General features: G+C 70.1%; 11 protein-coding genes. 3 read left to right on the top strand and 8 right to left on the bottom strand.

Going from position 1 to position 12,075, the window contains the following annotated elements; translation table 11 throughout:
* Window positions 1-15: 15 nt before the first annotated feature.
* The gene (locus tag M4I32_RS08820) at window positions 16-825 is read left to right on the top strand and encodes an HAD-IIB family hydrolase (protein ID WP_319034105.1); all 810 of its coding nucleotides are present in this window, start codon (window positions 16-18) and stop codon (window positions 823-825) included.
* Between the two features lie 12 nt (window positions 826-837).
* On the opposite strand, the gene M4I32_RS08815 is transcribed toward M4I32_RS08820, so the two are convergent.
* The 8 genes from M4I32_RS08815 to M4I32_RS08780 form a co-directional block, all read right to left on the bottom strand.
* On the bottom strand, window positions 838-2,007 hold the full coding sequence (locus M4I32_RS08815) for an MFS transporter (protein ID WP_319034104.1): 1,170 nt from the start codon (window positions 2,005-2,007) through the stop codon (window positions 838-840).
* A gap of 124 nt (window positions 2,008-2,131) precedes the next feature.
* Window positions 2,132-3,391: an alpha-hydroxy acid oxidase gene (locus tag M4I32_RS08810; protein ID WP_319034103.1), complete on the bottom strand. Its 1,260-nt coding sequence runs from the start codon at window positions 3,389-3,391 to the stop codon at window positions 2,132-2,134.
* Window positions 3,392-3,405: 14 nt separating this feature from the next.
* The gene (locus M4I32_RS08805; protein WP_319034102.1) at window positions 3,406-4,119 is read right to left on the bottom strand and encodes a FadR/GntR family transcriptional regulator; all 714 of its coding nucleotides are present in this window, start codon (window positions 4,117-4,119) and stop codon (window positions 3,406-3,408) included.
* A 120-nt stretch (window positions 4,120-4,239) separates the two neighbouring features.
* On the bottom strand, window positions 4,240-5,259 hold the full coding sequence (galE, locus tag M4I32_RS08800; protein ID WP_319034101.1) for a UDP-glucose 4-epimerase GalE: 1,020 nt from the start codon (window positions 5,257-5,259) through the stop codon (window positions 4,240-4,242).
* Between the two features lie 9 nt (window positions 5,260-5,268).
* Window positions 5,269-5,949 (bottom strand): thymidine kinase, encoded by a 681-nt coding sequence (locus tag M4I32_RS08795; RefSeq protein ID WP_319034100.1) that lies wholly within the window; start codon window positions 5,947-5,949, stop codon window positions 5,269-5,271.
* 42 nt (window positions 5,950-5,991) lie between these two features.
* Entirely contained in the window at window positions 5,992-7,467 is a 1,476-nt protein-coding gene (locus tag M4I32_RS08790) for a malate:quinone oxidoreductase (protein ID WP_319034099.1), read from the bottom strand.
* A 72-nt stretch (window positions 7,468-7,539) separates the two neighbouring features.
* On the bottom strand, window positions 7,540-8,601 hold the full coding sequence (locus tag M4I32_RS08785) for an aspartate-semialdehyde dehydrogenase (RefSeq protein ID WP_319034098.1): 1,062 nt from the start codon (window positions 8,599-8,601) through the stop codon (window positions 7,540-7,542).
* Window positions 8,602-8,652: 51 nt separating this feature from the next.
* Window positions 8,653-9,939 (bottom strand): aspartate kinase, encoded by a 1,287-nt coding sequence (locus tag M4I32_RS08780; RefSeq protein WP_319034097.1) that lies wholly within the window; start codon window positions 9,937-9,939, stop codon window positions 8,653-8,655.
* A gap of 208 nt (window positions 9,940-10,147) precedes the next feature.
* Here M4I32_RS08780 and M4I32_RS08775 point away from each other — a divergent pair, with 208 nt between their 5' ends.
* Entirely contained in the window at window positions 10,148-11,545 is a 1,398-nt protein-coding gene (locus M4I32_RS08775) for a threonine/serine ThrE exporter family protein (protein WP_319034096.1), read from the top strand.
* A gap of 37 nt (window positions 11,546-11,582) precedes the next feature.
* Window positions 11,583-12,074 (top strand): hypothetical protein, encoded by a 492-nt coding sequence (locus tag M4I32_RS08770; protein WP_319034095.1) that lies wholly within the window; start codon window positions 11,583-11,585, stop codon window positions 12,072-12,074.
* The last annotated feature ends 1 nt before the right edge of the window (window position 12,075 follow it).

Raw genomic sequence — 12,075 nt, 5'->3', positions numbered from 1 at the left:
TGCCGCTGGAGTGGAATGACAGAGCCTGCCGCGCGCCCCGTCGAAGAACCGATCGACAGCCCCGCCGTCCCGCGCCTGGTCGCGTTCGACCTCGACGACACGCTCGCACCGTCGAAGAGCGCGATCCCGGGCCGGATCGGCGAGCAGCTGCTGGCCCTGGCCGACCGCGTCGAGGTCGCGGTCATCTCGGGCGGCCAGCTCGAGCAGTTCCGCACGCAGGTGGTGGACCGGCTGCCGGATGCCGCGGCATCCACACTCGCGCACCTGCATCTGATGCCCACGTGCGGCACCCAGTACTACCGCTTCGAGGACGGGTCGCTGCAGACCGTCTATGCGCACGCGCTGTCGGCCGACGAGAAGTCCCGCGCGCTCGCCGCTGTGGAGGAGGAGGCACGACGCCTTGAACTGTGGGAGCACGACACATGGGGAGAGATCCTCGAAGACCGCGGCTCGCAGATCACGTTCTCGGCGCTGGGGCAGCGCGCGCCGCTCGAGGCGAAGATGGCCTGGGACCCCACGGGATCGAAGAAGGCGGCGCTGCGCGATGCGGTGGCGGCTCGAATCCCGGACCTCGAGGTGCGCTCGGGCGGATCCACCTCGGTCGACATCACGCACCACGGCATCGACAAGGCGTACGGCATGACCAGGCTGGCGGAGCAGACCGGCATCCCCCTGTCGCACATGCTCTTCGTCGGCGACCGGCTGGATGACGGCGGCAACGACTACCCCGTGCTCGCCCTGGGCGTGCCCTGCCAGGCGGTCGGCGGGTGGGAGGAGACGGTCGCGTTCCTCGACACGCTCATCCCCACGCTGCCCCCGCGCTGAGAACGCGCAGCCTCACGGCGCGGGCGGCGCATCCGTGCCGCCGCCTGCCGATCCGCGCAGCATCAGCGCCACGCCGGTGAGCAGCGACACGGCCGCGGTGCCCACGAGCAGTGCCGCCAGCCCCAGAACAGGGATCAGCGGGCCGGCGACGGCGGGCGCGGCGACCGAGCCCACGGCGCCCACGACGAGGCACCCCGTGAACGCCGCCCCCGCGCGGTCGGGAACCCGCTCGGCGGTCCACACCGCCAGTATGGCGGAGCCCGTCATGTACGCCGCGCCGAAGACGGCCGCCGATACGGCAGTGGCCGCCACCGAGTCTGCGGCCAGCGCGAGCAGCGTGAGCGCCGCGGCCACCGCGATCAGGCACGTCGCGGCCACTCTGGAGCTGCCCCAGCGCCGCGCGAGCGCCCCCGTCGTCACGGCCACCACGCCGGTGAGACCGACGACCGCGTAGAGGCCGGGAGCCGCCGCAGCGGGCAGATCGCCGGTCTCGATGCGGTCCGCCGCGTAGGTGAAGTAGATCACCGTGACGGCGAAGTAGACGAGGGAGTAGATGCCCGGGGCGCGCAATCGCCGAGCCAGCTCGGCCAGGCGCCACCCGCCCTCGTGGGGGGATGTCGGCTCCGTCCGAGGCGTCAGGCTGACATTGGCGACAGCCGCGCCCGCGGCGGCGAGCGCGAGACCGACCCAGACCAGCCGCCACGTTCCCCAGATGCCGAGCAGGCCCAGAAGCCCCAGCAGCACGAGCCCACCGCTCGTGCCGGTCGTGATGATCGCGAGCGTCCGGGGCTGGTGACGTGAGGGCACCGCTCGCGTCACGATGTCGGAGTAGGGCGCCCAGACCCAGCCTCCGGCGCTGCCCGCCAGCACCGCGCCGACGGCGAGCAGCCCGGGCGAATCGGCCAGCATGACGATGGCGGCGCCCAGCGCACCGCACGCTCCCCCCACCGTCGTGGGAGCGCGCGAGCCGTACCGGGCCGCCAGCAGCCGTGCAAGCAGCAGGCCGGCAAGGTACCCGGCGAACGTCGCGCTGGCGATGAGGCCGAGCACCGGCTCCGACAGCCCGAGATCCTCCTGGATATCGGGCAGTGTGAGCCCGTAGGCGTAGCGGGCCACCCCGAACGCGACGCCGACCACCGCCGCTCCGGCGACGCCGATCCGGGCGCTGACCGACAGCGTCATCGACTCCCCCGTCCTCGCGGCATCCGCCCGCGCTGCCCGTCCCGGCGACGCCGCGCCGGAACGGGAGACTAACGCGGGGCACGGACTGTGCACACCCGGGTTGACGTCGTGCGCCCGGGACGCCTCACGCCGTGGCGACCCCCGCGACCTCGGGCGAGACCGGCACGAGCCGGGTGAGCTGGGTGACGTGCTGGGGCCCGAGCTCGTCGAGCGATGAGACGCCGAGAAGGCGCATCGTGCGCTCGATCTCGCTGCGCAGGATCGCGATCATACGGTCGACGCCCTCGCGACCGCCCGCCATGAGCCCGTATAGGTAGGCGCGTCCCACGAGGGTGAACTTGGCGCCGAGGGCAATCGAGGCGACGATGTCCGCGCCGTTCATGATGCCCGTGTCGACCATGATCGTCGCGTCCTTGCCCACCTCGCGCACGACGTGCGGCAGCAGGTGGAACGGGATCGGAGCGCGGTCGAGCTGGCGGCCGCCGTGGTTGGACAGGATGATCCCGTCCACTCCCAGATCGACCAGCCGCGCGGCATCCTCGACGTTCTGCACACCCTTGATCACGATCTTGCCGGGCCAGATGTCGCGGATGACGGCGAGGTCGTCGTAGCTGATCGTGGGGTCCATCGCAGCATCCAGCAGCTCACCCACGGTGCCGCCGGTGGACGACAGCGACGCGAACTCGAGCTTCGGGGTGGTGAGGAAGTCGAACCACCACCACGGCCGTGGGATCGCGTTGATGATGGTGCCGAGCGTCAGCTGCGGCGGGATCGAGAACCCGTTGCGCTTGTCGCGCAGCCGTGCACCGGCGACAGGCGTATCGACCGTGAACATGAGGGTGTCGAATCCCGCCTCGGCCGCGCGCCGGGCGAGCCCGTACGAGATCTCGCGGTCGCGCATCACGTACAGCTGAAACCAGTTGCGCCCGTGCGGATTGGCGGCCCTGACGTCTTCGATCGACGTGGTGCCGAGGGTCGAAAGGGTGAACGGGATGCCGGCGGCGGCCGCCGCGGACGCCCCGGCGATCTCGCCCTCCGTCTGCATGAGCCGGGTGAAGCCCGTGGGGGCGATCCCGAAGGGCAGCGCGGCGGGTCCGCCGAGGATCGTCGTCGACGTGTCGACGTCGGCGGCGGGCCGCAGCACCGAGGGATGGAACTCGACGTCCTCGAACGCGAGCCGCGCGCGGCCCAGCGAGAGCTCGCCCTCGGCGGCGCCGTCGGTGTAGTCGAACGCGGCCTTGGGAGTGCGGCGCTTGGCGATCGTGCGCAGATCGGCGATCGTGAGCGCAGCATCCAGCCGGCGCTTCTTGCCGTTGAGCTCGGGCTTCTTGAACTGCATCAGCTCGAGCAGCTCGGCGGGGTTGGGCAGCTGGCGGGCGACCATGGTGGGTCCTTTCCTCAGGAGCGGGCGAGGCCCGCGTGGTCGTAGTAGCCGGTGATGTGGGCCTGGATGCGGGCGCGCGCGCCCTCGGGGTCGCCCTCGCGCACGGCGGTCAGGATGCGGCGGTGCTCCTGCCGCAGACGCGCAGCCGTGCCCGCCCAATCGGTGATCCGCTCGGCGCCCTCGCGCACGTAGTCCTCGATCGAACTGCGCAGGCCGGCCATCACGGCGGCGACGACGATGTTGCCGGAGGCCTCGGCGAGCGTGAGGTGGAACTGCGCGTCGAGGGCCAGGAACTCGGCGGCCGTGAGGTCGTCGCGCTCCATCGCATCGAGCACGGCTACGGCGGGAGCGAGATCGGCGTCCCCGGCGCGGGCGAGGCTGTCGACCACGCCGCCCTCGAGCAGCAGGCGGGTCTGCACGATGTCGCCCAGCGGAAAGCCCTGCGCGGCGACCTGCAGGCGCAGGAGCGCCGCCATGCCCCCGTGGGGCGTGGCGATGATGATGGCGCCGGCGGCGGGACCGGATCCGGTGCCGGTGCGAACGAGACCGAGCACCTCGAGCACGCGCAGCGCCTCGCGCACGCTCGATCTGCCGACGCCGAGCGTCGTCGCAAGCTCACGCTCCGGCGGAAGTCGATCGCCGGGCGTGAAGCGACCGTCGATCAGTCCGGCCTCGATGTGCTCAAGCACCACCTGCCACGCCTTGCGTGCATCGGTCGGGCTCTGCATGCGGCATCCCCCATCAGCCCGTCGTGTGGTCAGACCACGCTAGCGCGTGTGGTCAGACCATGCAAGACCGGGCGACGAGGGGTCGTCCGCACCGCGAGCAGGCGAACGGTGGACGTGCGCTCAGACGCCGGCGTATCCCGCGGGGTTGGACTGCTGCCAGTGCCAGTAGTCGCGGCACGCGTCGTCGATCGTCAGGCGTGTCTGCCATCCCAGCTCGCGCGCCGCTTTGGCCGGATCGCAGTACGTCGCCGCGACATCCCCCGGGCGGCGGGGCATGATCTGTTTCGGCAGCTCATGCCCCACGGCCTTCTCGAACGCCGCGACGAGCCCGAGCACGCTCACCGGCACCCCCGTGCCGAGGTTGTAGACGGCATACCCCGGCGCGGACTTCTCCAGTGCCGCGACGTGTCCCTCGGCGAGGTCGACGACGTGGATGTAGTCGCGCAGTCCCGTTCCATCGGGGGTGTCGTAGTCGTCGCCGAAGACGCCGACGCGCTCGAGCGATCCGATCGCGACCCGCGAGACGTAGGGCATCAGATTGTTCGGGATGCCGGCGGGGTCCTCGCCGATCAGACCGCTGGGGTGCGCGCCCACGGGGTTGAAATACCGCAGGACGGTGACGTTCAGCTCCGGGTTCACCGACGCCACGTCGGCGAGCACGACCTCGTTCATGCGCTTGGACTTCGAGTACGGGTTCGACAGATCGACGCTCGTCGTCGCCTCTTCGGTGAACGGCAGATCGACCGGATCGGCGTACACCGTGCCCGTGCTCGAGAACACGAACGAGCGGATGCCGCGGGCGATGCCCACGCGCAGGAGCGCGAAGGTGGTCCCGAGGTTGTTCGCGTAGTACTGCAGAGGCTTCTGCGTCGACTCCCCCACCGCTTTGAAGGCGGCGAAATGGATGATGGCGTCGAAGGGGCCGTGCTCGTCGAAGGCCTTCTCGACCACTGCATCGTCGGTGATGTCGCCCACGACGAGCGGCGCGGTCCGATCCGTGATCCGCGCGACGCGCTCAGCGGCCGCCGAGTGCGTGCCCGAGAGGTCGTCGAGCAGCACCGCATCGTGCCCGGCATCCAGGAGGGCCACGGCCGTGTGCGCGCCGATATAGCCGGCCCCGCCGGCAAGAAGTACTCGCATACCGCCAGCCTAGCCGTCGGCGTCGACGCTCTCGGGGGTGAGGCGTCCACCCGATTCCTGCAGGTAGCACGCGCCGCACAGCGACTCGTACGTGACGAGATGATCGCTCCCGGTGCCCGCCGTGGCGGCGTCGATCGCGACCTGGTCGCCGTCGAAGATGAAGCGCCCGCCGATCACGCGCCCGTTGAAGACCGCCTTGCGACCGCACCGGCAGATCGTCTTGAGCTCCTCGAGCGAATGGGCGATCTCGAGCAGGCGTCGCGAGCCCGGGAAGGCCGCCGTGCGGAAGTCCGTGCGGATGCCGTAGGCGAGAACGGGGATGCCGTCGGCGATCGCGATGCGGAACAGGTCGTCGACCTGGCGCGGCCGCAGGAACTGCGCCTCGTCGACCATCAGGCATGCGACGTCCGCGACCCGGCCGTCGGGGATCAGCGCCGCCTCGGCGCGCTCCCGAGCCCGGGCCCGGTGGTGGCCGAAGAGCTGCCGCGCGTCGTCGGAGGGGCCGATCAGAAAATCGACGGGGCGCGTCACTCCCAGGCGCGAGGCGATCTGGTCGGCGCCCTTGGTGTCGATCGCCGGCTTGGCCAGCAGCACCTGCTGTCCGCGCTCCTCGTAGTTGTACGCGGCCTGGAGCAGCGCCGTGGACTTCCCCGAGTTCATCGCGCCGTAGCGGAAATAGAGTTTGGCCACCCGCCGAGTCTACGATCCCCCGCCGGCGGGGCCGACGCGCCGCTATGCCCGCAGCGTGAGCGTCTGCGCCGTGCGCTCGAGCGCCGTGCGCGCGGCGGCGGCATCCGTGTTCAGCGTCTCACCGTGGCTCGGAATGAGCTCGCCGAGCCGCGGCTGCCACGCCTCGATGCGATCGGGGAAGCACGTCTTCAGCAGTCCGAGCATGATCGAGACGGCCGTGGAAGCCCCGGGCGAGGCGCCGAGCAGGCCCGCGATGGAGCCGTCCTTGGCGGCGATCACCTCGGTCCCGAACTGCAGCACACCACCCTTGTCGGGATCCTTCTTCATCACCTGCGCCCGCTGGCCGGCGTTGAGCAGCTCCCAGTCCTCGTCCTTCGCGGACGGCATGAACTCTCGCAGGCTCGCGACCTTGTCCTTGTGCGACTTCAGCAGCTCGCCCACGAGGTAGCTGATCAGCGAGGGGTTGTCGATGGCCACCTTCAACATCGGCAGGATGTTGCCGGGCCGCACCTGGGTGATCAGGTCGAGCATCGAGCCCCGCTTGAGGAACTTGGGGCTGAACGTCGCGAACGGGCCGAAGAGCAGCGAGGCCTCGCCATCGACGACGCGGGTGTCGAGGTGCGGGACGGACATCGGCGGAGCGCCGACGCTCGCCTGCGAGTACACCTTGGCACGGTGCTTCGAGACGATCGCGGGGTCGGAGGTCTTGAGCCACTGCCCGCCGATGGGGAACACGCCGTACCCCGAGATCTCGGGGATGCCCGAGCGCTGCAGCAGCTTGAGCGCCCAGCCACCCGCGCCCACGAAGACGAAGCGCGCATCGATGCTGCCCGGCGTGCGTCCGATCTCGTTGCGGTAGTCGACCTTCCACGTGCCGTCCGAGCGCTGCGTGAGGTTCTTCACCTCGCGGTTGGTCAGCACCTGCGCGCCGCGCGCGGCGAGGTGGTCGAACATCTGTCGCGTGAGAGCCCCGAAGTCGACGTCGGTTCCGGCCGGCACCCGCGTGGCGGCGAACGGCTCATCGCTCTTCAGCCGCTGCTTCATCAGCAGCGGCGCCCACTGGTTGATGACCCGCGAATCCTCGCTGTACTCGATTCCGGCGAACAGCGGCTGCTCCCGGAGCGACTCGTAGCGCTTCTTGAGATAGGCCACGTCCTTCTCGCCGCGCACGAACGTCATGTGCGGGGTCGAGTTGATGAACGTCGAGGGAGCGTCGAGAACGCCGCGCTCCACCAGGGACGACCAGAACTGCCGGCTCTGCTGGAACTGCTCATTGATCGTGATGGCCTTGGCGGGATCGACCGACCCGTCCGCTGCCGGCGGCATGTAGTTCAACTCGCACAGGGCCGCGTGCCCCGTGCCGGCGTTGTTCCAGGCGTTCGAGCTCTCGAGGGCGACGTCTTCGAGCCTCTCGAAGACGGTGATCTTCCAATCGGGCTGAAGCTCGGACAGCAGTGTGCCAAGGGTGGCGCTCATGATGCCACCCCCGATCAGGGCGACGTCGACGGTTTCACTCACCCGACCATCCTAGGTGCGGCCCGTGCCCGAACTCGCCGGCGGGCGATGTCGCGCGGACGGGGAATATCGGCCTCAGGATCGACGGGCGGCGACGATCTCGGCGATCTGAACCGCGTTCAGCGCCGCCCCCTTGCGCAGGTTGTCATTGCTGACGAAGATCACGAGTCCCTTGCCGGCCGGGGCGGACTGGTCGGCGCGGATACGACCGACGAAGCTCGGGTCCTTGCCGGCGGCGTGCAACGGGGTCGGCACCTCCTGCAGGGCGACACCGGCGGCATCCGCCAGCACCTCACGCGCACGCTCGGGCGTGATCTCGCGGGCGAACTCGACGTGGATCGACAACGAGTGGCCCGTGAAGACCGGAACACGCACGCAGGTGCCGGCGACCGGCAGCTCGGGCAGCTCGAGGATCTTGCGGCTCTCGTTGCGCAGCTTCTTTTCTTCGTCGGTCTCGTTGTCGCCGTCGTCGACGAGACTGCCGGCGAACGGGATGACGTCGAAGGCGATCGGCGCGACGTACTTCTCCGGCTCCGGGAAGTCCACGGCCGAGCCGTCGTGCACGAGCCGCAGGGTGTCCCCCTGCTCGAGCGCGCTCTCGACCTGCCCCAGCAGCTCCTGCGCACCGGCGAGCCCCGATCCGCTCACCGCCTGGTACGTGCTGACGACCAGACGCGTGAGACCGGCCTCGGCGTGCAGCGGCTTGAGGACGGGCATGGCCGCCATCGTCGTGCAGTTCGGGTTGGCGATGATGCCCTTGACGGCCTGATCGATCGCGTGGGGGTTGACCTCGCTGACCACGAGCGGCACCTCGGGGTCCATGCGCCAGGCACTGGAGTTGTCGATGACGCTCGCCCCGGCCTCGGCGAACCGGGGCGCGTGGGCGCGACTGCCGGTCGCGCCCGCGGAGAACAGGGCGATCTCGATGCCCGCAGGATCGGCCGTCGCGATGTCCTCGACCGGGATGGGATGCCCGTCGAAGTCGATCGTCGTGCCCGCGGAGCGAGCCGTGGCGAACAGCCGCAGCTCACGGATCGGGAACGCACGCTCGGCGAGAATCTCGCGCATGACGGCGCCCACCTGACCGGTGGCGCCCACGACGGCGAGAGAGACTCCGGAGTCTGCGATACGGGTCATAGGTCTGCTTCCTCGTTTCGTCAGCGATCGGGCGCCGGGCGCCCGCGCGAATCAGCGGCCGGTGCCGGCGTGCACCGTCGCCTCGACGTCGCCGTCGAGGCCGTACGCCGTGTGGACGACGCGCGCCGCCTCGGCCAGGTCGTTCGAGCGGACCACGACCGAGATGCGAACCTCACTCGTCGAGATCATCTCGATGTTGATGCCGGAGACGCTCAGCGCCTCGAACAGGGTCGCCGATACGCCGGAGTGCGTGCGCATGCCCGCCCCGACGACGGAGAGCTTGCCGACCTGATCGTCGTGCACGAGGCTCTCGAAGCCCACCTCGGACTTGTCGCCGGCGAGGGCCTTGATCGCCCCCGGGGAGTCGCTCTTGGGCAGCGTGAACGAGATGTCGGTGCGTCCCGTCGCGGCCGCCGAGACGTTCTGCACGATCATGTCGACGTTCGCCCCCGACTCGGCGACGATGCGGAAGATCTCGGCCGCCTTGCCCGGGACGTCCGGAACGCCGAGCACGGTGATCTTGGCCTGGCCGAGATCGGTGGCCACTCCGGTGACGATGGGCTCTTCCATGGCGTCTCCCTGCTGTGCAAGCGCCGCCCGGCGCTTCTCGTCGAGGACGAGGGTGCCCTCGCCCGAGGTGAAAGTGGACCGTGCGTGGATGAGAACGCCGTGTCGGCGCGCATATTCCACCGCGCGGATGTAGAGGACTTTCGCGCCGTTCGCGGCGAGCTCGAGCATCTCCTCGCTCGAGATCGCGCTCAGCTTGTGCGCGCGCGGCACGATGCGGGGGTCCGCCGTGAAGATGCCGTCGACGTCGCTGTAGATCTCGCACACGTCGGCCTTCAGCGCAGCTGCCAGCGCGACCGCCGTCGTGTCGGAGCCGCCGCGGCCGAGCGTGGTGATGTCTCGCGTGTCGCGATTGAACCCCTGGAAGCCCGCGACGATGACGATCGCGCCCTCGTCGAGCGCTTCGCGCAGGCGAACGGGCGTGACGTCGACGATGCGGGCGGCGCCGTGGGTGGCATCGGTGATCATCCCCGCCTGGCTGCCCGTGAAGGAACGCGCCTCGAAGCCCATCGAGTGGATCGCCATCGCCAGCAGCGCCATCGAGATGCGCTCGCCGCTCGAGAGCAGCATGTCGAGTTCGCGCGGCGCCGGAATGGGAGCCACGTCGTCGGCGAGCTCGAGCAGCTCGTCGGTAGTGTCGCCCATCGCGCTCACGGCCACGACGACGTCGTTGCCCGCCCGCCGCGTGTCGACGATCCGCTTGGCGACCCTCTTGATGCTCTCGGCGTCGGCGACGGACGAGCCGCCGTACTTCTGCACGATAAGCGCCACGTGGATCTCCCGGGGGTGAAGGACGCGCGGTTTGCGCGTCCGACGGACCATTCTACGGAAGAGGTCATGCGGCCCACGTCATATGCCCGTCGCGGCGCCCAGCCGCGACGGTGCGGGAGATGCCGTCGGACACCGTGCGCGCCGCCGGGGAAAGGTATGATCGGGGACGGATTTCGGCACCCGTTCAGGTCAGGAGGAAAGCGGCAGCATGCACGAACGCCGCCGCGGATGGTTCTCGTCCCTGGGCCACCTCATCCGCACCGACCACACCTCGCACGCCATGACGGCGACGCTGCCGATCATCGACGACGCGATGGCCGTTCGCATCCTCGATCTCGCCGTGCGCATCGGCGAGACCATGCTCGCGACGGGTGCCCCGGCGAGCGAGGTCACGCTCACGATCATCCGCTCCGCGGCCGCCTACGGCCTCGACCCGGTGCACGTGGACGTGACCTACAACTCGATCACCGCCGCGCATCACCGCAGCGGCGCAGCGCGACCGATCACGCTGATGCGCGTCGTGCGTGTCACCGCGCCCGATCACACCAAGCTCCAGCGCCTGCAGGCGCTCGTGAACGAGATCGCAAGAGGGCTCGACCTCGAGGCTGCGCGCGAACAGTATCGCGCCATCCGCAGCGCCCCGTTCCGGTATCCGCCCCTCATGGTCGTCTCGTCGCAGGCGCTGCTCGCGGGCGGCGTCAGCCTCGTGTTCGGCGCCAACCTGCTCGTGTTCGTCATCGCCTACTTCGCCGGTGCGATGGCGGCGTTGACGCAGTTCGCGCTGGCGAAAGTGCGGGTGCCCTTCTTCTTCAGCCAGATCGCCGGCGCCTTCGTGCTGACGATGGTGGCGGCCGCCTCGCCGCTGCTGGCCCAGACCGGCCTGGTCGCCGAGGGCGTCGTCCGCCCGACGATGATCGTGGCGTCCGCCATCGTCCTCATGCTCGCGGGCCTCACCGTCGTCGGGGCCGCGCAGGATGCGATCGACGGGTTCGCCCTCACCGCGCTCGGGCGCATCCTCGATCTGACGATCAACACTCTCGGCGTCGTGCTCGGCATCCTCGCCGGGCTGCAATTCGCGGGCCTGATCGGCATCACGATGGCGCCGCCCACCGCCGCGCTGCCTTTCGGAACGATTCCGCTGCAGTTCCTCGGCGCAGTGATGATCGCGATCGCGGTGACGGTCTACAACGGAGCCGGCATCCGGATCGTCCTGGTCAGCGCCGCGCTGAGTCTCGTCGCCTGGGCGGGGTTCCTCGGCGCGACGCTGGTCGGCCTCGAGACGGCGGCGGCGAGCGGGATCGGCGCGTTCTCCGCGAGCTTCCTGGGCATCGTCGTCGCCTATCGTCTGCACGTGCCGTCGGTCGCGATCGCGACCGCGGCGATCCTTCCGATGGTTCCCGGTGGCGCCGTGTTCCGGGGCCTGCTCGGCATCGTCGAGGCGGGCGAGGATCCCCAACTCATGCTCGCCGGCTTCGCGGCGCTGGCAGCCGCAGCCGTCGTCGGCATGAGCCTGGCAGTGGGAGCGACGCTGGGGATCTACCTGGGGCAGCCCGTGCGCGCCTCACTCGGCAGCGTGATCCGCGGACGGGCGCGCATCCGGCGGTGACCCTCCTGCGGCGCGCCCGGGCGCTACAGTTTGCGGCATGACCGATGATCTTGCGGCGTGGACCGATTTCAGCGTGGCCATGCTGGGCGCCAGCGCCGCGCTGGCCGGCCTCGTCATCGTGGCGATGAGCGTGAACATCTCGCAGATCATCGCCTCGCGCACCCTTACGGCGCGCCTGGCAGCGGGGATCGCCACGCTCGTGCTCACGATCGTCGCGTCGGGGATGGCGCTCATCCCGGGTCTCGGCGCGCTGTGGTACGGAATCGTCCTGTTGGCGATCACGGCTGCGGCCGGGCTCTTTCAGGTGCACGCGAGCGTCGCCATCTTCACGGACCCGGACCCGGCTGATCGGGCCCGGTTCGGCAAGGCCGCGCTCGGCTTCATTCCGATCGGGGCATACCTGGTCGCGGCCGTGCTGATGATGATCGGCGCTCCGGGTGGCCTCGCCGCCGCGGCTATCGGCGCCTTGACCGCCATCGTCGCCGCCATCGTCGTATCGTGGGTCGTACTCGTCGAGGTGCTCCGCTGAC

Origin of the sequence: Microbacterium sp. LRZ72, assembly GCF_033792225.1 — a bacterium.
In the GTDB taxonomy this organism is placed as follows: Bacteria; Actinomycetota; Actinomycetes; order Actinomycetales; family Microbacteriaceae; genus Microbacterium.
Note: the sequence above shows the minus strand (reverse complement) of the source record. Positions and strands in the feature narration are given on the sequence as shown.

Coding starts and splice junctions, on each gene's coding strand:
- M4I32_RS08770 (WP_319034095.1), top strand. CDS start 11,583: ATGACCGATGATCTTGCGGCGTGGACCGATTTCAGCGTGGCCATGCTG.
- M4I32_RS08805 (WP_319034102.1), bottom strand. CDS start 4,119: ATGCAGAGCCCGACCGATGCACGCAAGGCGTGGCAGGTGGTGCTTGAG.
- M4I32_RS08820 (WP_319034105.1), top strand. CDS start 16: ATGACAGAGCCTGCCGCGCGCCCCGTCGAAGAACCGATCGACAGCCCC.
- M4I32_RS08815 (WP_319034104.1), bottom strand. CDS start 2,007: ATGACGCTGTCGGTCAGCGCCCGGATCGGCGTCGCCGGAGCGGCGGTG.
- M4I32_RS08785 (WP_319034098.1), bottom strand. CDS start 8,601: ATGACCCGTATCGCAGACTCCGGAGTCTCTCTCGCCGTCGTGGGCGCC.
- M4I32_RS08775 (WP_319034096.1), top strand. CDS start 10,148: ATGCACGAACGCCGCCGCGGATGGTTCTCGTCCCTGGGCCACCTCATC.
- galE (WP_319034101.1), bottom strand. CDS start 5,259: ATGCGAGTACTTCTTGCCGGCGGGGCCGGCTATATCGGCGCGCACACG.
- M4I32_RS08810 (WP_319034103.1), bottom strand. CDS start 3,391: ATGGTCGCCCGCCAGCTGCCCAACCCCGCCGAGCTGCTCGAGCTGATG.